The 23,165-nt window shown below is 50.8% G+C and carries 20 protein-coding genes and 1 pseudogene; 15 read left to right on the top strand and 6 right to left on the bottom strand.

Translation table 11 applies throughout. The features are described 5' to 3' along the window. Positions 1-97: 97 nt before the first annotated feature. On the bottom strand, positions 98-391 hold the full coding sequence (locus ACLD4K_RS15970) for a YicS family protein (RefSeq protein WP_079944086.1): 294 nt from the start codon (positions 389-391) through the stop codon (positions 98-100). Positions 392-587: 196 nt separating this feature from the next. Between ACLD4K_RS15970 and dagR the strand changes: the two genes are divergently transcribed. The 8 genes from dagR (at position 588) to ACLD4K_RS15930 (ending at position 9,298) form a co-directional block, all read left to right on the top strand. Next, positions 588-3,386 (top strand): transcriptional regulator DagR, encoded by a 2,799-nt coding sequence (dagR, locus tag ACLD4K_RS15965; RefSeq protein WP_411012137.1) that lies wholly within the window; start codon positions 588-590, stop codon positions 3,384-3,386. A gap of 218 nt (positions 3,387-3,604) precedes the next feature. Then, the gene (locus ACLD4K_RS15960; RefSeq protein ID WP_000214106.1) at positions 3,605-4,030 is read left to right on the top strand and encodes a PTS sugar transporter subunit IIA; all 426 of its coding nucleotides are present in this window, start codon (positions 3,605-3,607) and stop codon (positions 4,028-4,030) included. 10 nt (positions 4,031-4,040) lie between these two features. Then, a complete protein-coding gene (locus tag ACLD4K_RS15955) occupies positions 4,041-4,526 on the top strand; it encodes a PTS system mannose/fructose/N-acetylgalactosamine-transporter subunit IIB (protein ID WP_001284295.1) in 486 nt (161 codons plus the stop codon). Positions 4,527-4,671: 145 nt separating this feature from the next. Then, a complete protein-coding gene (locus ACLD4K_RS15950; RefSeq protein WP_000380259.1) occupies positions 4,672-5,421 on the top strand; it encodes a PTS mannose/fructose/sorbose/N-acetylgalactosamine transporter subunit IIC in 750 nt (249 codons plus the stop codon). Then, a complete protein-coding gene (locus ACLD4K_RS15945) occupies positions 5,418-6,278 on the top strand; it encodes a PTS system mannose/fructose/sorbose family transporter subunit IID (RefSeq protein ID WP_001526325.1) in 861 nt (286 codons plus the stop codon). The genes ACLD4K_RS15950 and ACLD4K_RS15945 overlap by 4 nt, the downstream gene beginning before the upstream one ends. Positions 6,279-6,281: 3 nt before the next feature. Beyond that, the gene (dgaE, locus tag ACLD4K_RS15940; RefSeq protein WP_411012136.1) at positions 6,282-7,391 is read left to right on the top strand and encodes a D-glucosaminate-6-phosphate ammonia lyase; all 1,110 of its coding nucleotides are present in this window, start codon (positions 6,282-6,284) and stop codon (positions 7,389-7,391) included. After that, entirely contained in the window at positions 7,378-8,121 is a 744-nt protein-coding gene (dagF, locus tag ACLD4K_RS15935) for a 2-dehydro-3-deoxy-phosphogluconate aldolase (RefSeq protein ID WP_001186146.1), read from the top strand. Before dgaE ends, dagF begins: the two co-directional genes overlap by 14 nt. A 235-nt stretch (positions 8,122-8,356) precedes the next feature. Further along, positions 8,357-9,298 (top strand): Rpn family recombination-promoting nuclease/putative transposase, encoded by a 942-nt coding sequence (locus tag ACLD4K_RS15930; RefSeq protein WP_000749540.1) that lies wholly within the window; start codon positions 8,357-8,359, stop codon positions 9,296-9,298. Between the two features lie 42 nt (positions 9,299-9,340). Here the strand turns inward: ACLD4K_RS15930 and ACLD4K_RS15925 are convergent, their stop codons facing one another. Continuing rightward, positions 9,341-10,243 (bottom strand): EamA family transporter, encoded by a 903-nt coding sequence (locus tag ACLD4K_RS15925; RefSeq protein ID WP_000535970.1) that lies wholly within the window; start codon positions 10,241-10,243, stop codon positions 9,341-9,343. A 506-nt stretch (positions 10,244-10,749) separates the two neighbouring features. Between ACLD4K_RS15925 and ACLD4K_RS15920 the strand changes: the two genes are divergently transcribed. From ACLD4K_RS15920 to cigR, 5 genes are all read left to right on the top strand, one after another. After that, a complete protein-coding gene (locus tag ACLD4K_RS15920) occupies positions 10,750-11,445 on the top strand; it encodes an MgtC family protein (protein ID WP_000392699.1) in 696 nt (231 codons plus the stop codon). A 219-nt stretch (positions 11,446-11,664) separates the two neighbouring features. Further along, the gene (gene mgtA, locus ACLD4K_RS15915) at positions 11,665-14,391 is read left to right on the top strand and encodes a magnesium-translocating P-type ATPase (protein WP_411012135.1); all 2,727 of its coding nucleotides are present in this window, start codon (positions 11,665-11,667) and stop codon (positions 14,389-14,391) included. 21 nt (positions 14,392-14,412) lie between these two features. Next, positions 14,413-14,505, top strand: a complete 93-nt coding sequence (mgtR, locus tag ACLD4K_RS15910) for a protein MgtR (protein WP_001082117.1) — start codon at positions 14,413-14,415, stop codon at positions 14,503-14,505. A gap of 12 nt (positions 14,506-14,517) precedes the next feature. Next, entirely contained in the window at positions 14,518-14,604 is an 87-nt protein-coding gene (gene mgtU, locus ACLD4K_RS15905; RefSeq protein ID WP_252515021.1) for a magnesium transporter protection protein MgtU, read from the top strand. Between the two features lie 101 nt (positions 14,605-14,705). Continuing rightward, positions 14,706-15,185, top strand: coding sequence for an anti-virulence regulatory inner membrane protein CigR (gene cigR / locus ACLD4K_RS15900; protein ID WP_001065324.1), 480 nt, complete (start codon positions 14,706-14,708; stop codon positions 15,183-15,185). Between the two features lie 228 nt (positions 15,186-15,413). On the opposite strand, the gene ACLD4K_RS15895 is transcribed toward cigR, so the two are convergent. Next, a complete protein-coding gene (locus tag ACLD4K_RS15895; protein WP_411012134.1) occupies positions 15,414-16,094 on the bottom strand; it encodes an isochorismatase family protein in 681 nt (226 codons plus the stop codon). A 909-nt stretch (positions 16,095-17,003) separates the two neighbouring features. On the opposite strand from ACLD4K_RS15895, the gene ACLD4K_RS15890 reads away from it, so the two are divergent. Together ACLD4K_RS15890 and ACLD4K_RS15885 are read left to right on the top strand one after the other, a co-directional pair. After that, entirely contained in the window at positions 17,004-17,861 is an 858-nt protein-coding gene (locus ACLD4K_RS15890) for a transcriptional regulator (protein WP_001278065.1), read from the top strand. 10 nt (positions 17,862-17,871) lie between these two features. After that, on the top strand, positions 17,872-18,336 hold the full coding sequence (locus ACLD4K_RS15885; protein ID WP_023213975.1) for a hypothetical protein: 465 nt from the start codon (positions 17,872-17,874) through the stop codon (positions 18,334-18,336). A gap of 94 nt (positions 18,337-18,430) precedes the next feature. Here ACLD4K_RS15885 and misL read toward each other — a convergent pair whose 3' ends face one another. The 3 genes and pseudogenes from misL to ACLD4K_RS15870 form a co-directional block, all read right to left on the bottom strand. Then, entirely contained in the window at positions 18,431-21,283 is a 2,853-nt protein-coding gene (gene misL / locus ACLD4K_RS15880) for an intestinal colonization autotransporter adhesin MisL (protein WP_411012133.1), read from the bottom strand. A 74-nt stretch (positions 21,284-21,357) separates the two neighbouring features. Next, complete coding sequence (locus tag ACLD4K_RS15875) at positions 21,358-21,975, bottom strand: helix-turn-helix transcriptional regulator (RefSeq protein ID WP_023136631.1); 618 nt, start codon at positions 21,973-21,975, stop codon at positions 21,358-21,360. Between the two features lie 756 nt (positions 21,976-22,731). Beyond that, positions 22,732-22,842 (bottom strand): annotated as a pseudogene (locus ACLD4K_RS15870) (transposase); the annotation flags it as partial. Between the last annotated feature and the right edge of the window lie 323 nt (positions 22,843-23,165).

Below are 23,165 nucleotides of genomic sequence, written 5' to 3'. Positions count from 1 at the left end.
TCCTTGATCGCGTAAATTCGCTCCAGAATACGCGCTTTTGGCGAACAGAAACCGGTTACAGTCCGCATTTTCGCGACCAAAAAGCGGAAAAGGTGTGCTACATCTCCGGGCATTCCACCTTGCCGAGAGCCTGCCAGTAGTTATGCTGATTGTTGCGCTCTATCGCGATCATCGCCTCCCGAATATGCTGCTGGTTCCCCTCGCTCGCCATGATTTTTTTCTCCCAGGCTTCATCGGTTAACGCGCCTTTGGGCGTACACATTTTGCGCAAATCCTTTAAAATCGTGTTTTTTTCATGTGCCGTCTGAAGCGAGCTAAACGGAGAGTCGGCATACGTGACGCCCGGTAGCGCGACAAGTGTGGCAATAAGCAGAAGCGTTTTTCGTTTCATAAACGGTATCCTTATCGGTTTGCACTTTTTCAAGAGTAAGTATAGACCGTGCGACGTTCACTCATCGGGGCGTGCTATCCGTTGGCGTTGAAGTCAGGCAAAAGTGGGAAGGCGGTTTCTCGCTGCGCCTTCACTTTCTTGCGTGGCAGAATAGTGTATGTTCTGACTACTCTTTTATTTCGTAAGCGGTAGTGTAATGAGACGTATTGAGATCGTACTGGGAGAGCTGGAACGGCTGACGCGCGGGCTATGCCTTGCCGATTTGGCGCAGGAGACGGCGTTTACGGCGGAGGCGATAGGTTTCAATCTTGGGCTGGCGCGTAACTCCGTCAGCAAAGATCTCAATCAGTTATGGAATGACGGGCTGGCAATCAAAAGCCGTGGCCGCCCGGTCTATTTTCTGCATCGCCAGGCGCTGGAAACGTTGCTGGGACGACAGCTGGAAGAGTCTGAACGCGAGGTGCGGTCGGTGGCGGATGTGCTGCCGCATGAAGAGTATTACGCGCCCGACGATCCGTTTACCAGCCTGATTGGTTACGATCGCAGCCTGCGCGATGCGGTAGAAAAAGGCCGTGCGGCGGTGCTCTATCCGCACGGTTTACATGTTCTGCTTACCGGGCCGTCCGGCGTCGGTAAAACCTTTTTTGCGGAACTGATGCACCGTTTCGCCTGTGAACAGGCGAGCGGCGCTATCCCGCCGCTGGTCTACTTTAACTGCGCGGAATACGCCCATAACCCGGAACTGCTCTCCTCGCATCTGTTTGGTCATCGGCAGGGGGCGTTTACCGGCGCGAATGAACATAAAACAGGCCTCGTGGAGCAGGCGGACGGTGGTTATCTGCTGTTGGACGAGGTGCACCGTCTGTCTTATGAAGGGCAGGAAAAGCTGTTCTCTATTCTGGATAAAGGCGAGTACCGTCCGCTCGGCGTGAGTAGCCAGCCGCGATCAATTTCGGTACGCCTGATTTGCGCCACTACCGAGCCGGTCGGGTCGGCGCTGTTACGTACTTTCCAGCGGCGTATTCAGGTATGCATTGATTTGCCGGGCATTCGCCAGCGCTCCGTTGAAGAACAGATCGAACTGATCGTGGGGTTCTTACAGCGGGAAAGCCGCAAAATAGAACGCACGGTCAGCATTGATAAACCGTTGTTGCTCTGGTTGCTGAATAAACCCCTGGAAGGCAATATCGGTCAGCTAAAAAGCGATATTCAGTTTCTTTGCGCTCAGGCGTGGGCATCGGGAATGACCGAGCATAACGACACGCTACAGCTGGATAAGCGGCTGGCGGAGATGTCGGTTAACCCGACGCCGGAACAGCGTCTATTGGTGGGTACTCTGTTTGACGGTAAAGCGCGGCTAAATATAGACGCGCGCACGCTGCCCGCATTGAAGACGTCGCTGGCGACCGGGGCGGAAATTGAAGAGAGCGACCTCTTTTACAGCTTCCTGACGCGCGAATATGTTAATTTGCGCAACAGTAACGTCCCCCCGGCGGAGACGCTGGCGATCCTGAAAAATAAACTCAGCTCGATTTTTGAATACGGTCTCTACAGCCGCGACAGCGTGGCGCATCCGCCGCGCTATGGCGACCAGATTGAAGAGCGCGTGACGCTGCTGATTGGCTGCGTAGAGCAGGTGTTGGGCTTTTCGCTGCCGGAAAATCTGGTTAACCCACTGCGTAAACACTTCCTGGCGCTGATAGGCTACGTGCAGCGCGGCCTGATCCCGCAGCTTTACTCTTCAAGTTTGATCCTGGATCGCTGCAAAGACGAATATGACAACGCCGCACTGTTGTGTCGGAAAATCAACGAACTGCTGCATATTCAGTGTCCGGCGACGGAAGTGGTCTGGCTATGCCTGTTCCTGAAAGAGTGCCGCCATTATCGTCAGCGCATCGATGCCAGCCCCGACTGCGGGGTCATTTTGATCGCCCACGGCGCGACCACCGCCACCAGTCAGGCGCAATATGTCAACCGTGTGCTGGAGCGCGAGCTGTTCAGCGCCATCGACATGCCGTTTGAGCAGTCGGTACATGACACGCTGGAAACGCTGACCCAAATGATTCAAACCCGCCAATATCGGCGGCTTATCCTGTTGGTGGACATCGGTTCATTAATCCATTTCGGCAGCACCATCAGTAAATTATTCCAGATAGATGTTTTGCTCATGCCGAATATCACGCTGACCAGTCTACTGGAAGTCGGGCTGGATTTAAGCTATGAAACCAGCGACTTACCACAGTTGACGGCGCTCCTGCAGAGTAAAAACATCCCCTGCCAGCTTTGTACGCCGCAGCAGGAGAACGGCGGCAAAGTGCTGGTCATCTCCTGTATTACCGGCATGGGAACGGCGGAAAAAATCAAAAAGGTGCTGGAGGAGAGCTTTGGCGAACTGATGTCGCAAGATACCAGGATGGTGATCCTTGATTATAACGAGGTACGTAGTCTGGAGCGCGTTCAGCAGGCATTGAATGCCAGCGAGCGGCTGGCGGGGATTGTCGGCACTTTCCAGCCGGGGCTGCCGGATATTCCGTTTATTTCGCTGGAAGAGCTTTTTTCCGAACAAGGGCCGGAACTGGTGTTGAGCCTGTTAACGCCCGATCTGTCCAACGCTGAACGCCGTCTGGAGATGGAGCGCAGCGCCATGCGCTTTATCAGCGCGCTAACGATGGAGAGCATCATCAACCATATTTCCGTGCTTAACCCGCAGCGTATTCTGAAAGAGATGGAGGGCGTTTTTAACCATCTGACGTCTTCGCTTTCCCTGAAACCAAGCCGCCAGGTGACACTGCGCTTCCTGATCCACTGCTGCTGTATGGTAGAGCGTATTGTGATTAACCGAAAACCGTTACAGATGGCGCTGGAAAGTCAGCCGAATCTGGACGCGCGCGCGTTTAGTGTCATCAAATCCGCTTTTCTGCCGATCGAAGACGCCTACGCCATCCGTTTATCGGATGCGGAATATTTTTATATCTACGAACTGCTCTATAGCTAATCCTTTTACTGGCGGGGCTTCGCGCCTCGCCAGACCTTTCTTCTTCCTCGCGTGACACAAATTCTGGCACAACCTTTGCTCTTCTGATGATGCGTTATGTCGGATAGCGGCGTAAACGCCTTATTCGGCCTACCGGGAGTGTCCTGTAGGCCCGGTAAGCGCAGTACCACCGGGCAATATATGCCGGTGTTCTCATGTAATTGCGCCAGGAGGCCATTTTGACTACCACACAACCGTTGCCCCACATCCTGCTGCTGACGCATGGCGGCTGGGGACAACCGCTTTGCAACAGCCTGCGTATGGTCACGGGCGAAATTAAAGGCGTGACGGAAATCGCGCTAATGCCTGTCGATACGCTGGGCGAGTTTTATCAACGCGTCGAGGCCGTGGTGAAAACGCTGCCGGAAGGCTCGCTGATCCTGACGGATTTTGTCGGCGGCACGACGTCCAACGTCGCGGCGCGGCTAAGCGCCGATTATCCGGTGGCGGTGATTGCCGGACTGAATGCGTCGCTACTGCTGGAGGCGCTGGACAGGCGCGAACAAGGGATGCTAACCGCCTGCGTGGATGAGTTAGTTGAGGCCGGGCGCAGTAGCTGCCTGGATGTGGTCGCCCATGTACGTCAGCTACAACAATCACTCTAAGGAAAACATCATGGCCAATATCGTTTTATGCCGCATCGACAGCCGTCTCATTCATGGGCAGGTTGTCACGAAGTGGGTCGGACAATCTCAGGCGAACCGGATAGCCGTTGTGAGTGATGAACTGGATGCCGATCCGTTTATGAAAAATATCTACCTGATGGCCGCGCCGCCAAATATCAAAGTGGATTGCTTCGGCAACCAGAGTTTTGCCGCTGCATGGAAAGAAAATCAGCTTGGCGACGGTAACGTGCTGGTGCTTTTTCCGTCACTGGCGGCGGTGCAGGACGCCATACAACTGGGCTTTGACGTCACCCGCATTCAGGTTGGCGGTCTCGGCGGCGGGCCAAACCGCAAGGCGGTTTTTCAGAATATTACGCTGGATGAAAAAGACGTTGGCATTCTTAACGACCTGAAAAACCGTGGCGTTCAGGTATTTTTCCAGACCATCCCGGAAGATAAGCCGCAGCCGCTCGACGATATCCTGAAAAAATTCTAACCCTTTAATAGACACAAAATCATTCTGGATGCATCGAGGCGGCAACTGAGTGAATCCCCTGGAGCTTACTAAAGTAAGTGACTGGGGTGAGCGAAGGCAGCCAACAAAGAGGCAGCCTGAAGGATGAAGTGTATAGGATAACACTATGGATACCTTACTCTTTGCAAGCCTGATGGGGTTGTATTACTGGTTTGCCCGTTTACGCCTCGGCTACACCTTCTCCGCGATGCTGTTACAACCGGTGGTGATCGCGGTATTTGTCGGGCTTTTGCTTGGCAATATGCAGACTGCGATGATCATCGGCGCAGGGATGCAGCTCGTTTATTTGGGCGTGACCTCAACGCCGGGCGGCAACGTGCCGTCGGACCCGGCGCTGGCGGCCTGTATCTCCATTCCTATCGCGGTGAAGGCCGGTATGGACCCAAACCTGGCGATCGCGCTGGCAATCCCGTTTGGCGTGATTGGCGTGTTTCTCGATCAGCTGAGGCGCACGCTGAACGCCGCCTGGGTGCATATGGCGGATAAACACGCGGAAACGGCAAACATGGCGGGCATCATGCGTTGCGCCTTTCTTTACCCGGCATTGCTGGGGCTGGTGCTGCGCTTCCCGGTGGTCTTTGCCGCTAACTACTTTGGCCAGGATGTGGTGGAAAGTTTCCTTAAACTGATGCCGCACTGGTTAACCCACTCCTTTGAAATCATGGGCGGCATTCTGCCGGCGCTGGGCTTTGCCATCACCATTATGGTGATCGGTAAAAAGAGCCTGCTGCCGTGGTTTATCGGCGGGTTCTTCGCGGTGTTGTACCTCAAGGTCGACATCATGGCGATGGCCATCTTCGGCACCTGTGTCGCCTTCCTGATTAAAGGCCTGGCGAAAAATGAAGGAGCAGCATGATGAGCAGTGACGTAATGCAACATGAACTGGTTGAGCGCGCGCGGGAAAGCGGGGCGCTGACCAAAGCAGATATCACCAAAGCCTGGTTTATCTACTGGCTGGGTGCCGAGGTTTCCAGCTCCTATGAGCGCTTACAAAGCCTGATTTTCTGCGCCTCGATGACGCCGATCATCAAAAAACTCTACCCGCAAAAAGAGGAGCAGGTAGAAGCGCTAAAACGCCACCTTAACTTCTTTAACTCCGAGCAGACCTTCGGCGCGGTGATTCAGGGCATCTCTATTGCAATGGAAGAACAAAAAACGCGCGGCGAGCCGATTAACGACTCGTCTATCACCGGCATTAAAACGGGCCTGATGGGGCCGCTTGCCGGGATGGGCGACTCGATTATCTGGGCGGCGGTGATGCCGCTGTTGATAGCGATCTTTATTCCGTTCGCAGCAAATGGCAGCGCGATGGGCGGTATTATCCCGCTGATTCTCTACCCGGCAATCACCCTGGCGATCAGCTACGGTATGGTTCACAAGGGATATACGCTGGGGCGTGATTCGATTATCGGCCTGCTGCAAGGGGGGCGAATCAAAGAACTGATCTACGGGGCCAACGTGCTGGGTTTGATCATGATGGGCGCGCTCTCCGCCAGCTACGTCAAAATCACCACGCCGTTAAAAATTAGCGCCTTGAAAGGATCTGAAGTGGTGGTTCAGCAGATCCTCGACTCTATCGCGCCGGGCTTACTGCCACTGGCGGCGGTATTCGCCATCTACTTCTATCTGGTAAAAAAAGGGCCGCGCTACACCACCATTTTGCTGTCGATTGTCGCACTGAGCATAGTCTGTTCGTTGTTGGGAGTGCTGTAAATCATGACGCCGAATATCTATCAACAACTGGGGTTGAAAAAGGTCATTAACGCCTGCGGCAAAATGACCATTCTGGGCGTCTCAAGCGTCGCGCCGGAGGTCATGCAGGCCACCGCGCGCGCGGCTTCCGCTTTCGTCGAGATTGACGCGCTGGTGGAAAAAACCGGCGAACTGGTATCGCGCTATACGGGTGCTGAAGATAGCTATATCACCTCGTGCGCCTCGGCGGGTATTGCCATTGCCGTCGCTGCCGCTATCACCCACGGCGATCGGGCGCGCGTCGCCCTGATGCCGGACAGTACCGGTATGGCCAATGAGGTAGTGATGCTGCGCGGGCATAATGTGGACTACGGCGCGCCAGTCACCAGCGCCATTCGTCTTGGCGGCGGGCGCATAGTGGAAGTGGGGTCGAGCAATCTGGCGGCCCGCTGGCAACTGGAAAGCGCCATTAACGAAAAGACCGCCGCGCTACTGTATGTGAAATCACACCATTGCGTACAGAAAGGCATGTTGAGCATTGACGATTTTGTACAGGTGGCGCAGGCCAACCACCTGCCGTTGATTGTCGATGCCGCGGCGGAAGAGGATTTGCGCGGCTGGGTGGCGAGCGGCGCGGATATGGTTATCTATAGCGGCGCGAAAGCCTTTAATGCGCCAACCTCCGGCTTTATCACTGGTAAGAAAACGTGGATTGCCGCCTGCAAAGCGCAGCACCAGGGGATTGCCAGAGCGATGAAAATCGGCAAGGAAAACATGGTTGGGCTGGTGTATGCGCTGGAGAATTACCACCAGGGCCAGATGACCGTGACCGCCGCACAGTTACAACCGGTCGCGGAAGCGATTTCCGCCATCCATGGGCTTTATGCCGATATCGAACAGGATGAGGCCGGGCGTGCAATCTGGCGTATTCGTGTGCGGGTGAACGCGTCAGAATTGGGGCTGAACGCGCAGGACGTCGAAGCGCAGTTGCGCGGCGGCGAGATAGCGATTTACGCCCGCAAATATCAGCTTCATCAGGGGGTTTTTAGCCTCGATCCACGCACGGTAGCTGAAGGGGAAATGGCATTGATTGTGGCGCGACTCAGGGAGATTGCAGAACATGCAGCAGATTAATTTTTATCGTCAGCGGGTAGCGATTAACGTGCTGGCAAAGGATATCGCCAACGCGAAGGCTATCTATGAAGCCGCCGAAGGCCATGCGGTCATTGGCGTACTTTCCGCGCAGTTCGCTACGGTAGAAGAGGGCGTGCCGGAGGTGAAACGCTGGATGGCGGAGGTGCCGTCTATCTCAGTGGGTCTGGGCGCAGGCGACCCGGCGCAGTACTACAAAGCGGCGATGATTGCCGCCCATACTCACCCGGCCCATGTCAATCAGACCTTTACCGGCAGCGGCTTCGCAGCGGGCGCACTGGCGGCGACAGGCGGCGAGCAAACACATATTAACGCCCTGGTCAGCCCGACGGGAACGCCTGGCGAGGTGGTGATTTCTACCGGCGTCAGCAGCAGCCAGGGAACGCCAGCCCGCGTTTCCTGTGAAGCGGCGGTACGCATGATGCAGGATATGGGCGCACATGCGGCGAAGTTTTTCCCGATGGGCGGCGAAAAGTCGTTACCGGAACTCTATGCGCTGGCGACAACCGCCGCCCGCCACGGCATGACGCTTATCGAGCCGACCGGCGGTATCTCACTGGATAATTTCGGTATTATCCTGCAAACCTGCCTGGAAGCAGGCGTGCCGCGCGTCATGCCGCATGTTTACAGCTCGATTATCGATCCGCAAACCGGCAATACGCGCCCCGAAGACATCATTCGGTTGATGGAGATAGTCAAAGCGCTGGTGTGAGATTTATCGCCGAAGAGCGCGACGTTTACCTGGCCTACAGATGACGTGTATTTGTAGGCCCGGTTAGCGTTACGCTATCGGGCGATAATGCGTAGCAGGCTGGGCAAAAATGTACGTATTGCAGCCGTCAGCGATTCCCTTTCGAGCCTCCTCGCAGGGTTAAATTTTCCTGAATGCTGTCTGTATTTTTGGCGAGTACAGTGGCGTCATCTTATTCCTCAGGTGACGGATCGCCATGAAAAAAAGCCCCACGTCCACGCCTCATGATGCGGTATTCAAAACGTTTTTACGCCATCCGGATACCGCGCGGGATTTTCTCAATATTCATCTTCCCCATTCGCTAAGAATACGTTGCGATCTGACGACGTTAAAACTGGCGCCGGACAGTTTTATCGAGAAAAATTTACGCGCGTTTTATTCCGATGTCCTTTGGTCGCTAAAAACGTGTGAAGGCGACGGTTATATCTATGTCGTTATAGAGCATCAGAGTACGCCGGACGCGCATATGGCGTTCCGGTTAATGCGTTACGCGACTGCCGCGATGCAGCGCCATCTGGATGCTGGCCATAAAACGTTACCGCTGGTGATTCCCATGCTGTTTTACCATGGCGCGAAAAGCCCGTATCCCTTTTCGCTGTGCTGGCTGGATGAGTTTGACGATCCTGCACTGGCGCGTCAGCTTTATGCGACGGCATTTCCACTGGTAGACATTACGGTGGTGCCGGATAACGAGATTATGCAGCATCGACGTATCGCGATGCTGGAGCTGGTACAAAAGCATATACGTCAGCGCGACCTGATGGGATTGGTCGAGCGCTTAGCGGTACTTCTGATTACGGGAAACGCTAATGACAGTCAGCTAAAAGCGCTGTTTAATTATTTGCTAATACAGCATGGCAGCACGCCTCGTTTTGGCAAGTTTATCCGCGAGGTGGCGCGTCGTGTTCCCCAACACAAGGAGAGATTAATGACGATCGTAGACAGAATACGTGAATCGGGGCGCAGAAAAGGTAAGCGTGAAGGCGTGCAACAAGGCATACAGCAAGGTATACATCAAGGTAAGCAGGAGGAAGCCTTGCGTATTGCGCATACGATGCTGGAACAGGGGATCGAGCGAGAGATGGTGCTGATGATTACCGGGCTTTCTGACGAAGAGATTAAGGCAAAGCGCCATTAAACTTTTCCCTCTTCCGCCCGGTCATCGTGATTATCAACGGCGTTAAGCGGCCCGCGCGCGTCGACGGGAATCGAGGGAGATCAGAATCACTGACGAGAGAATGAGCAGCGTGCCCAGCCAGTCCGGCAAGGTAAAACTAATCCCCAACAGCAGCAGCGACAGCAGGGCGCTGCTTAACGGTTCCGCGCAGCTTAAAATGCTGGCCTTGGGGCCACCAATCAGTTGCGCGCCTTTCAAATACAGGCTGAACGTCAGCGACGTACCGATCACCACAAGGTAGAAAAAGGCCAGAATCAGACTGCCGCTCACCGCAAAGTGCGTTCCTTCTTTAGCGTAGAAGGGCAGCAGAATAAGGCCGCCAAAGGACATACTCCAGCCGACCACTGGCAGTGTGCCGTATTGGGCGATTAGCCTGGAAGGCCAGGTCGTATAAAAGGCGGCGGCAAATGCGGAGGCGATACCCCAGAACAGCGCGCCTGAAGAGATCGACAGCGATGTTGGATTGCCGTGAGTGACCAGTAAAAAGGTGCCGATAAGCGATGTAAGAATGGCGGTTAAGACCAGAATGCCTGGTCGTGTTCTTCGCGCTAATGCAAACCACGCCACAATAATGGTCGGCGATAAAAATTGCAGCACTGTCGCGGTGGCGGCATTGGATTTTTCAATCGTGAGCAGGAAGGTTAGCTGAACGGTGAGCGCGCCCACCACGGAGAAAATCAGCAGACTCAGTGCATCTTTGCGGTTTTTAAGAATCGAAAATATCTTATCGCCGTGCATAAAGGAGAAGGTCACCAGTATCAGCCCGGCGAATAACAAACGTATCATCGTCAGGAACTGTGACGACATACGGCTTTGCTCCATGATGTACTGCGCGCAAACACCTGAACTCCCCCACAATACGGCGGCAATCAGGACGTTTAGCATCCCTTTTCTGGTGGAACCCATTTTTTCCTCGTCATGTTGTTTTATTTTTTTACGTGCAGGCATCATAACAGAGCTATCCTTGGTATTAAGCAGGAATTTATTGTTTAATGATTTCAGGCGAGCCTGTTATTGACATAATATTGTCATTTTTTTGTCATAGGCAAATGTCAAACAAACTTAAACAAATCGTCACTATCCCCGCCTTTGCACTTTACAGAACATATTGGTTGGCTATAATAAGCGCAAATTCATGCAGGAGTAATATGTTGGACAGTCACTTTTACGTAAATCATCTGGCAAGTTAACGCACGCTATTCCTGCGCTGCTTGCCGAACCGGTGGGCAGCAATCTCCCTTTGTGACGATTGTCATCCCAGTAATATTACAACACGCGCATTGTCGCGAGGTAATCGTCATGTTCATGTTTAAACACGCTTTATTTCCTCCGCCGTTAACACGACGCTAATTGCCTCAGGGCAGAAATTTGTCGTGTGCTAAATATAGCACGTACTTATTCTTCCAGAAAAAATGGAGGAACGTATGTTAATGTTTCCTTATATTTTGAATTTACTGGCCGCTATGCTGTTGGGCGCGCTGATTGGCGCGGAAAGACAATGGCGTCAACGTATGGCGGGATTACGCACTAATGCGCTGGTGGCGACAGGCGCCGCCGTTTTTATTCTGAGCTCCATGACGACATCGCCAGACAGCCCCGGGAGAATTGCGGCGCAGATTGTCTCTGGTATTGGCTTTCTGGGGGCGGGTGTCATCATGCGCGAAGGGATGAATGTGCGCGGACTGAACACTGCGGCAACGCTATGGTGTTCGGCGGGCATCGGCGTGTTATGCGGCTTAGGGCAGTTCAAAAATGCGCTGGCGGCGACGATCATTATTCTTTGTGCCAATATTTTACTGCGTGAAGCGGCGCAGCGTATAAATCAACTCCCGGTATCCGCCGAGGGAGAAAAACGTTATATCCTGAAAGTAACCTGTAATAAAGAAGATGAAAGCGCGGTTCGTCAGTGGTTACTGAATATCGTAAAAGAGGCCGCGATCTGTTTACAAGGGTTAGGTTCGGTCCCCGCTCAGGAACAGGGTTATAAAGAAATTCGTGCCGAGCTCGTGGGTCATGCTGATTATCGTAAAACGCGAGAACTGATTATATCCAGAATAGGTGATAACGATAATATCACCGCAATTCACTGGAGCATTGATAGTCAATAATAGTTTTTTATTCAATTGCAACATTACGCCAGGCGTATAAGGAGGGAATGATGGATATTCCCGAGCCGATAAAATAAAACTCACTCAAATAGAGAGTAAGCAATAACTCTTTTTTATGCATAGATAATTCTCCCGGGGCATTCACCTTGAAATCGTGAGTTTACTATTCCCCGGGCGTGATATGCAGGAAACACTACACCTTAATTTTGGGGATTCATCATGACTGACATGAACATTGAAAACCGGAAACTCAATCGCCCGGCGTCAGAAAATGATAAGCAGCATAAAAAAGTATTTCCGATCGAAGCGGAAGCTTTTCATAGCCCGGAGGAGACACTGGCGCGGCTGAACAGCCATCGTCAGGGCCTCACGATAGAAGAGGCCAGCGAACGGTTGAAAGTGTATGGGCGCAATGAAGTGGCGCATGAGCAAGTTCCTCCGGTGCTGGTTCAGCTTCTGCAGGCATTCAATAACCCGTTTATTTACGTTCTGATGGCACTGGCAGGGGTCAGTTTCATCACGGATTACTGGCTCCCGTTACGCCGTGGCGAAGAGACCGATCTCACCGGCGTGCTGATTATTCTGACGATGGTCAGTTTGAGCGGGTTATTGCGTTTCTGGCAGGAGTTTCGCACTAACAGAGCAGCACAGGCGCTGAAAAAGATGGTGCGCACCACCGCCACGGTGTTGCGTCGTGGACCGGGCAATATAGGCGCGGTGCAGGAAGAGATTCCCATTGAAGAGCTGGTGCCGGGCGATGTGGTTTTTCTGGCCGCAGGCGATCTGGTGCCCGCCGACGTCCGACTGCTGGCGTCGCGCGATCTCTTTATCAGTCAGTCAATTCTTAGTGGTGAATCATTACCCGTAGAAAAATACGATGTTATGGCTGATGTGGCAGGTAAAGACAGCGAGCAATTGCCTGACAAAGATAAAAGCCTGCTAGATTTGGGCAATATCTGTCTGATGGGAACCAATGTAACCAGCGGCAGAGCGCAAGCGGTCGTGGTTGCGACGGGAAGCCGTACCTGGTTCGGCTCGCTGGCGAAATCCATTGTGGGTACGCGTACCCAGACGGCTTTCGATCGCGGAGTCAACAGCGTGAGCTGGCTGTTGATACGCTTTATGCTGATCATGGTGCCGGTTGTCCTGCTAATCAATGGTTTCAGTAAGGGAGACTGGGTAGAGGCTTCGCTGTTCGCGCTGGCGGTTGCGGTGGGGTTGACGCCGGAAATGTTGCCCATGATTGTCAGTTCCAACCTGGCAAAAGGCGCGATTGCGATGTCGCGGCGCAAAGTGATCGTCAAGCGCCTGAACGCTATTCAAAACTTCGGCGCGATGGATGTGTTGTGTACAGATAAAACCGGCACCTTAACCCAGGACAATATTTTTCTGGAGCATCATCTGGATGTGAGCGGTGTAAAAAGCAGCCGGGTATTGATGCTGGCCTGGCTGAATAGTAGCAGCCAGAGCGGCGCCCGGAATGTGATGGATCGCGCCATACTGCGTTTTGGCGAGGGTCGCATCGCACCATCGACAAAAGCGCGCTTCGTTAAACGCGATGAACTGCCATTCGACTTTGTACGTCGCCGGGTATCGGTCCTGGTGGAGGATACGCAGCATGGAGACAGATGCCTGATCTGCAAAGGCGCTGTTGAAGAGATGATGTTGGTAGCCACCCATCTTCGCGAAGGCGATCGTGTGGTGGCGCTGACGGAAACACGCCGCGAGCTGCTGCTGGCGAAAACCGAAGATTACAATGCGCAGGGATTCCGTGTATTGCTGATAGCGACACGTAAGCTGGATGGTTCCGGGAACAATCCGACATTAAGTGTGGAGGACGAGACCGAACTTACCATAGAAGGGATGCTCACTTTTCTCGACCCGCCGAAAGAGAGCGCCGGAAAAGCGATTGCCGCGTTACGGGATAACGGCGTGGCGGTCAAAGTCCTCACCGGCGATAATCCGGTCGTGACGGCGCGTATCTGTCTGGAAGTGGGTATTGATACGCACGATATCCTGACCGGAACCCAGGTTGAGGCGATGTCAGATGCCGAACTGGGGTCTGAAGTGGAGAAACGCGCAGTATTCGCCCGGCTGACGCCGTTACAAAAAACGCGTATTTTGCAAGCGCTACAGAAAAATGGTCATACCGTTGGTTTTCTTGGGGATGGGATCAACGACGCGCCCGCGCTTCGTGATGCGGATGTGGGGATTTCCGTCGATAGCGCCGCCGATATTGCTAAAGAGTCATCAGATATTATTCTGCTGGAAAAAGATCTCATGGTGCTTGAGGAAGGCGTCATCAAAGGGCGGGAAACCTTTGGTAATATCATTAAATACCTGAATATGACCGCCAGCTCTAATTTCGGCAATGTTTTTTCGGTACTGGTAGCCAGCGCGTTTATTCCGTTTCTGCCGATGCTGGCGATTCATCTGTTGATCCAGAATTTGATGTACGATATTTCGCAGTTGTCGTTGCCGTGGGACAAAATGGATAAAGAGTTCCTGCGTAAGCCGCGGAAATGGGACGCGAAAAATATTGGTCGTTTTATGCTATGGATTGGCCCAACGTCTTCTATTTTCGATATCACAACCTTTGCGTTGATGTGGTACGTCTTTGCGGCTAATAACGTAGAGGCGCAGGCGCTCTTTCAGTCCGGCTGGTTTATTGAGGGTCTGCTCTCGCAGACACTGGTCGTGCATATGCTAAGGACGCAGAAAATACCGTTTATCCAAAGTCGGGCGACGTTGCCGGTATTATTGACGACCGGCTTGATTATGGCGATAGGCATTTATATTCCATTCTCACCTTTGGGTGCGATGGTTGGACTGGAGCCGCTGCCGCTGAGCTACTTCCCGTGGTTGGTGGCGACATTATTGAGCTACTGTCTGGTGGCGCAAGGCATGAAGCGCTTTTATATCAAACGCTTTGGCCAGTGGTTTTAATGATGTTTGAGGATCGCCCAGATGAATCGCTCACCCGATAAAATCATCGCGCTGATATTTTTACTGATTAGCCTGTTGGTGTTGTGTTTAGCCCTCTGGCAAATCGTTTTCTAACGAGGTGACGCCATGCAAAAAAGAGGGTTGGACAAAATTTTTTATCAGGTTGTCCTGATAGCAATCATCCTGATTTTACTGACTATCTGGATACGATAAGCTGCTGTTGGCGAGCCCCGCTTAAAATAAGAATCGATGTAGTTGTTCTTTTTATGGCGGGGCGCTATTTTCATGGTATCCCACATCAGAAGGGCAATATCATGAATAATCGTCGTGGTTTAACCGCCGTCCTGGCGACGTTGATTACGTTTTCCCTGAGCGCTACGCCTGTGCTGGCGAATCCGGGAAATGGCAATGGCGGCGGACATGGTAATAACGCGGCTAATCAGGGTAATAACGGTAACGGCCATAAAGGAAATGCCGGGCAAAAAACGGAACACCGTAAAAATGGCGGTAAACCGGATCACGTCGAGTCGGACATTAGCTATGCTGTCGCCAGGCAACTGGCAGTGAATTTAGGGCTGACGGGTTATCAGTCTTTACCTCCGGGGATTGCGAAAAATCTGGCGAGAGGAAAACCGCTGCCGCCGGGAATCGCTAAAAAAACGGTGCCGGCGTCTATGCTGGGACAATTACCTTATTATCCGGGCTATGAGTGGAAAATCGTTGGGGATAATCTGGTGCTGATCGCGCTCAGTACCGCGGTGGTCACGGCGATTATTAATGGCGTATTTGATTAAGAGCCTATCCCACCAGGCGTTATTGGCGCAGCCAGTTTGGACACGGACAGCGCGCAAAAACCGGAGCGTACACGTAGTACGTGAGGTTTGACTCGCTACGCTCGCCCTTCGGGCCGCCGCAAGCGGCGTTCAAAACGCTAACGCGTTTTGGCGAGCACTGCCCAGGACCAAAATGGCAAGTAAAATAGCCCCATTAAATAGGGCTATTTAGCCTCTTCAGGACGTTATTTATGCGCGCTGAGAATCCAGCAGTTCATTATTTTTTACTACTTCCTGCGCTTTGGTATAACTTTCAATCAGTAGCTGATAGGCCGGGAATATTTTGGTATATACATCCGCCCATTCTGCGGCATCATCCCGATTCCAGGTACGTTGCAGCTCAGAGGCTACCGCCGCGGTATCCATTGGTACTACGCCCGCCTGCACCACGCGGGCCATCGTAATTTCCTGCGCCATTTTACTGTACGTACCGGAGGCATCAATTACCGCAAATACCTTGTACCCTTCCGCGACGGCGCTGATGGCTGGAAAAGCCATGCAGACACTGGTAATAGTACCGGCGATGATCAGCGTTTTACGGCCTGTCGCTTTTACCGCTTGTACAAAATCGGCATTATCCCAGGCATTAATTTCCCCTTTACGCGCGACATATTGCGCGTGGGGCGCATTCGCATGGATTTCCGGAATCAGCGGACCATTCGGTCCCTGTGGTACGGATGCGGTAGTAATGACCGGCATATTGCATAAGGTAGCGATCTTAGCCAGCGCCGCGGCGCGCGCGCGTAATTCCGGCATCGGCATGTCGCCGACGGTCTGAAACAGGCCACTTTGGTGGTCAATCAGCAGCATTACTGCGTCGTTAGCATCAATGGCAGGGCGTTGACCGTTAAAATTCGCGGGTGTAGACATAATTCATTCCTTGTTGTTGCCTTTCACTGATAATCACTATCAGTGTTAAAGTCATTAATCGCCGGGGCGATTTCCGTTTTTAAGCTGATGACAGTAATCCGTTGCCGATCCTGGATTACCCTGTTGAGTTCTTTCTGAAGGAATATTCATCGGCATCTCCTTCAGTCGATTTACTTTCACGCGAATCTGTTATCACAACAATATTCATATTATGAATAAATGTTTCTATTTTACATGTCAGAGAGGATTATTGATTGAAAAAACAAACTATGCCCCTACAAATTGTTTCTGATGGATAGTTTTAAAATTATTTAGTATAAGTTTGAAATAGTTCAATTAAGAGTTAACTTATTTATATTTAAATAACATAAAGCACAGCTTAAATATTAAGTGGGAAGCGTGCTTTTATTAAGTATGGCTACTGTAACTCTTAATAAATTGGAAACTATCCCTACATAACGAGTGCTGCTTTTTTGGATATTACAAGCTATTATAAAGAACACATTCAATAAAACCCTGTCTTTCATAGGATATAGATTGTCAGGATATATTTTCTCATGATTTATCTATGAGATATTAAAGCGTAGTGGCACAGTAAATTTGGCTACCTGATTAAAGGTGATATTCTCACCTCAATACAAAACAGGAGACTTAACGAACAAGAAAACTATACCCAAAATAATTCGAGTTGCTTAAAGGCGGCAAGGGAGTGAGTCCCCAGGAGCATAGATAACTATGTGACTGGGGTGAGTGAGCGTAGCCAACACATAAGCGACTTGAAGTATGAAGGGTATAAACGTACTTTCACCCCTGAGTCTGCTATAATGAGAAAAGCGGTGTCTACGCTTACCTGCTAATGTCTTATGCCTCTCGCTCTTCTATATGATCGGTATGTGCAGGGGACAATCCATGTCCTGCTACGCAGCCACAGCATCAGACTATACTCAGTGGTGTCTATTAACCCTCTCCAACTACGTTATGTTTTGGCATGGTAACAATGCGATGTTATGGATAATTAACGATAATATTGAATTTAATCCAGAAATGAATCGCCTGGCGTCATTATCGAGGCCAGATCTCAACATTATTCTGACAACGCCCGCCAGCCGCTGCTTGCGCCTTCTGCTGGAAAACGCCCCCTCCGTCGTCTCACAACAAACATTCTTTCAAAAAGTGTGGGAAGAAGACGGCATGGTGGTGTCGGCAAATACGCTTTATCAGAATATCTCCATTATTCGCCGCGGATTACGTACCGTTGGCGAAAATGAAGATACGCTGATAATCACGGTTCCGCGTAGAGGCTTTCAGATTGAGCCTGGTGTGAGCCTCATGACCATCCGCAAAGACTTCGCTCAGACAATAGAAAAAAAGGGTGAGACGCCGCCGCGTATGTCAGGGCGTTGGTTTAAACATTATGTACCTGTACTTTGGATGACCGGGACATTTGCTGTCGGTATTTTGCTTGGCACTATAAGCTGGCAAACCGTTCCTGATAAGGATTTTTATGATCGCTACACGCTGGTTGAAACAACTCAGGGCTGTCATTTTTTCTCGCGGAATGAAGATATCGAAAGCGGTAGCCGCTTTGCAAGCTATAAGTCAATGATTCTAAAAACCGGTATGGATTGTCAGAAATACCCATGGGTCTATTTTCCTTCCAGCAGTCGCACCCCAGCGGTTACGGCATTGATTTGTCAGCAACCTTATAAAACGCGCGGTGATACAGGCTGCGTGACGCTTTTTTTCCGCGGGGTGACACATGGGTAAAAAGGCACTGATGTTAGCCTGCCTGACGCTACTGTTTCTGGGAGTAGGGCTTGGGCATCTTGTTCATTTATATACGGAAAAGAACCGGGATCCAGAGAAATGTACGGCGCCTGTGATTGTGTTTTATAACAACACTCAGGCTAACCTGACGCTGGACTTTATGTATTCGCTGAAAAAACGCACTGGGGTGGTTTCCATCAGCGGAACGTATTACGTCGATAATAAAATGAGCGGCGTGATCCGCCGTGATGTTTCCTATGTATGGAGTGAAAATAAAGACAGCACCCATTTTATATCGACGGATATCAACAAAGTCACGCGTGACGAAACACTGTCCGATGCGGTTATCGAGACGGTTTTACCCGATTTTTATGTCTATCCAGGGAAAAGTATCAGTTACACCATCCTGACTCAGGGCCATCGTGGCTTTATGTTCACCATCGGGAAACGCCCGATATTTTTCTGTACACATTAAGCGGTTTTGGGAGCCGTTCATGGAACGTATCAGCCAAATGAAAGCGCTTCCGGGTAAAAGCCGCTGAAGATCAGCGGCTCTGTTGTTACCGGAGTCAGAAACTGTATTTAACCCCCAGTAAGCCTTGGGTATTACTATAGCCCTGGTCACCTACCTGTTGCGCCACGTTACCCCATACGTTCAGGCGCGGGGTAATTTGCCCTTCAATACCCACTTTCAGTTCACCAATATTTTTCGTACCACGCATATCGCTGCTGACATCGTCCATCTTCACGCTGGCAGGCTGCGTATTATGGATCCAGTTCGCCTCCACGAACGGCTGGAACTCTCGAGATTTATCGTTATCAATAGCATTGTGGCCGTTAATATAGGCTTTTACGCCCATGCGGGTTAGCAGATTACCGGCGGTATCATCCTTGACGAGGGTACCATTGGCTTCGCGATGGTCGTCAGCCTGCACGCCCATCCATACCACCTGCGCTTTGGGCTGCAACCAGTAGCTTTGATGCGCGCTTTCACCTAACCTGAAGCTGTAACCGGCTTCAACCGAGGCGGTAATTCCTTTGGATTTATATTTCTCAGCGGCCTGATCCTGACCCATGACCTTGTTATCAAACCAGTTGTACAGCATCCAGGTATCCACATAAGCCCCAGACCGATCGATATTGTTAGCATACCAGGTGCCGTAAAGGCCGACGCTGTAACCGGTGACTTGACCACGGGAATGATAGTCACTCACGGACGACTGCGTGCGGTTCTGGCTGTTGGCATAACCTGCCATTGCACCAATATGCCAACGGTCAAGACCGTCAGTGCTCCACTGTGCCAGATCGCCTCCCACTTGTAACACATAGCTGTTGATGCGGGTTTTTAGCTGCCCGCTGCCATCGTTGAAGCGAGTATGGGCGCCGACGTTACGCATCCACAGGCTGGTGACCTTCTTCTTACCCGTCAGCATGTCGGTGTACTGGGTTTCACCCAGACGGTCATGGAGACGCGTCATGAACAGCGTATTTGCCGCATAGTTGTTGGCAAGATAGCTGCCCACTTCCGGACGGAACTGATGTTCTGTTATCGGCGGTGTGTCAGATTGCCCTATGTCAGGAATGACCGGATCAGGGATGACCGGGTCTACTGGCTCAGGGTCTACTGGATCAGGGTCCACCGGATCGGGAATAACAGGGTCAGGGATAACCGGGTCTACTGGATCAGGGTCTACCGGATCGGGAATAACAGGGTCTACCGGATCGGGAATAATCGGTTCGTCCGGCTCAATGTAGCTGGTCAGATACCAGTTTTTACCTTTCTGCACCACGTTGTAGTCATAGGCTCCGGCAACAATACGGCTTGCTTTTTCGAAAGTACCGTTAGAATTACCAGCAACGTTAACAATTTCAATACCTTCAATGGTTTGCGCCCCGGCTCCTCCAATATTATTTACTGCAACAAATGTGTTGCCTGAAGTATTGCCGAGAACCTGCAGCCTGTCCGTTTCGGAATCATCATCGTTGAGCACAGTATTAAAGACCAGCTTACCGCCGTTGCCTACATAATCTTCATTGATGGTGAGCGTTTGCCATGGCTCGCCATCTTCATGGCTGAAGTTAATGGTTGCGCCACTATTCAGCGTCAGGTCAGTGAGCGTTGAGCTGCTGGTCATATTCCAGGTCGCATCGCTCATTTGTACAGAGATAACGCCTGTGCCCGCCGTAGCGCTGGTGATGTACGACGCCCCGTCCCATCGCGAGTTGTCCGTCATATTGAGCTTAATTGTACTGTTCTGCTGCGGTAGCGTACCGCTGGCAGCGGTGGCGCCAGCAGCACGAATATCACCGTCGATGACGAAACGACCTCCTGAAGAACCGTCAACAATGCCGCCAGTCTCCGTGCTGATGGCGTAACTTTCGTTACTGTTATCGCCCGCCATAGTAATAGCCGCACCGCCTGCCAGATTAATGGCGCCTCGGGAGAGGGCGTATAAACCGGCAGGGGCTTTACTATAGGATGCAGCCTTACTGGCGCTGTTAACGCTAATAGTGGCATTCTCTCCCAAACTAACGGTAGCGTTAGTTGCATATACCGCGTGTGCGCTGGCACCGTTCACCGTAATAGTAGCGTTGTTGCCAAGCTCGGTTCTGGAGGATGATGCTGCGTAAATCCCCGTTGAGGATGCGCCGGAGGTTTCGATGGTTGCATCGTCACCCAGACGAATCAACGAACCGCTTTGTCCGGTACGCAGCCCCTCCGAACTGTCGCCGGTAGTAACAATATGTGCACGATTGCCGACGACAATCGTATTTTTGGCACGTGACGCATCCCGCATGGCGTTAGCTGTAATTCCACGTCCCTGGCTACCTGTTGTTTTGATATACAGATCGTCGCCGACGTAAATATTGGCCGATCCGGTCCAACCCTGGCCCAGTGAGTTATATCCGGCGTTAATACCGTCACCATCCTGACCATCCACGTAGATGTTGGTACGGTCACCGGTAATAATAAATACCGGGTTATCCGGAGTATTTGCGCCGTGAGTACGGATGCCATCGACGTCTCTACCATTATTCGCGGCATTCGCCGACTGCGTCCGAATGGTCAGGTCGTTGCCAAAAATCACGCCCGGACTTCCCGTCCCGCTGTTCTGAATAACCGTGACAGTGTGTTCAAACGCCTCCGCGCCCGGCCCATTAAGCGTGAGGCCATTGCCATAAACCGGGATGGTACCGGTGTTCCACTGATAAACGTAGTTGGGCATGGTACCGACTTTGGTGAAACCGGTACTGGCCTGAGCGGGAATAATGGCCTGTAATTCCGGCGGCAACTGGCTGACTAGCCCACTGGATGGCAGACTATCAACGTCAACCCAGGCCGCCTGGGAGGGAAATACTATAGAGGCTAATGCTGCTGATACCGCTATGGCGATGAATGAGTAATTTTGGGGAGTTGGCATTCTGCCTCCTGCATTATGGCGTAAAGCGTCTTCCACATCGCAATAATATGGAAATAATAAAAATGGAAACGGATCTATAAAATATTTGATATTATTTTATGAATGCTATGCCCTAGCTTATTTTCAAGCCGCAGCTTATGCACATAAAGTTTCTTAATATCAATATTGTCAATATTTACAATCTGCTGAATACTTATTCCTGATACAAAGCGCTTCAGTAATATAAATTCCGTATAGTTAAGCGTTCGTCCACGTTTACTGTTGGCGAGCCGACCAGTAAACAAGCGGTGTATCTTTTGCTGTTGCACAATATCATCGTCATCGGAATAAATAATTCCTTGTATTTTATTGCTTTTCAAAATCCAGTAATTGGCCAGCGGAGTTAAACTTCTGTCAGAAATCAGGACAATATGCATACCACTGTCTGCCAGACTGTCAGCCCATTGCAAATCGGTAAATCGTCGAAGATTCGGGAAAGAAAAATCAACAAAGATAAAACCGCTGGATAAATGGTTGTGTCTATCAAGCAATAACTTTTCAATAAACCCTTTTTTCAGGAAAGCATTACCATCTGGCCAGATGGAAAATGCCGCATTATGACAGTATTGCACCCGTACTGCGCTGTCAGGGAATAATTGACAGGATAAATCGCAACTAATGCAATGGACAATTTGTGAAGGTTTTCTCATCATCCTGAACGACTCCCGTCGATGTTTCTGTTAATATTTCATTGGTAAATAAATGTGTCAATCCAGATAATATACAGTGCTACGGCTGTCAAAAGGCGCGAATTATTGTCAGTGTCATAAACTCCTGGAAAGACCTAAAATACAGCTTTAAGGAACCATGACAGATCCGACAGTCGTAATACATCATTTCGGATTTGTATTTCACCCATTGGGATTTTTATACATAATCTCCAATATCAGAAAAAATATTAAAACAGCACTATTTGCTAAATCATGAGAGCGATAAATAATGGTTCTCAATACCATCTGTCTGCTGCCTTCGTCACTATCGGGGTGATGTGATGAAATATAAAAGTAATTCCTGTAAACCTGTAATGAATTCTTATTATTAAAACCTAATTTAAGATTTTTTCTTTCATTGCATTGTTATTCAATGACTTAATGGTGATATTTGTGCTCTCATCAACTTCTTATATACAAATTTAAGACTATTTTATAGAGACGCATGTAAACTTTAAGGGGGTGTAATGCTAATGCCATGAGAAAATCTTGTAACTTAATGCCGGGGGTTATACCTTGCCAATAAGTTGATCTGACTTAATTCTGATCGTGATAGTCTGAGCAACCGACAGACTTATCGGTCGAGGCAACTTCAGCCTCTGGCTTCTCTTTTCAATTGCTCATCTGATGAAAACTCTTTCCCGGAGCACATTAGTGAGAAACAGAATGTGGTCAAACCTAATGTCCATAGATGTCGTCAGTCACTTCACAAATATCCGCCTCCTGGCAGATATCTTTAACCGCTCGTCCAGCTTCGACCAACTTAATTACGGCGATGTTCTGATGCTCAGGGAGACGGGCTTTACGCATAGAGATTCCTTCGTCAACAGATCGATGACGTGATCTCTAAATGTGAATGGCACGATTCTGTGGGATACTTACAGTCGCGTCAGTGTTTAGCGAAGCAGACGATGTGCAGTTTTATCTGCCGGAAGGACGAAGTACAGGGTGACCGCTGGCACTGGGCAATAATAGCCAGAGGCCCGATTACCCTCTGGGCGACTGTAGATGTAATGCCTGGTTTATTTTTATTTCTCAATATTTGCGAGCGCCATCACATTCTTTATCGCTAAAAATGTGATCTATGTTGTAAATATCTCTCTGAAGCTATCTCTTATATTATTTCTGTCCGG

Origin of the sequence: Salmonella sp. 741265055_HSA, from assembly GCF_046569525.1 — a bacterium.
GTDB lineage: Bacteria > Pseudomonadota > Gammaproteobacteria > Enterobacterales > Enterobacteriaceae > Salmonella > Salmonella enterica.
This window is presented reverse-complemented; position numbering and strand designations above follow the sequence as displayed.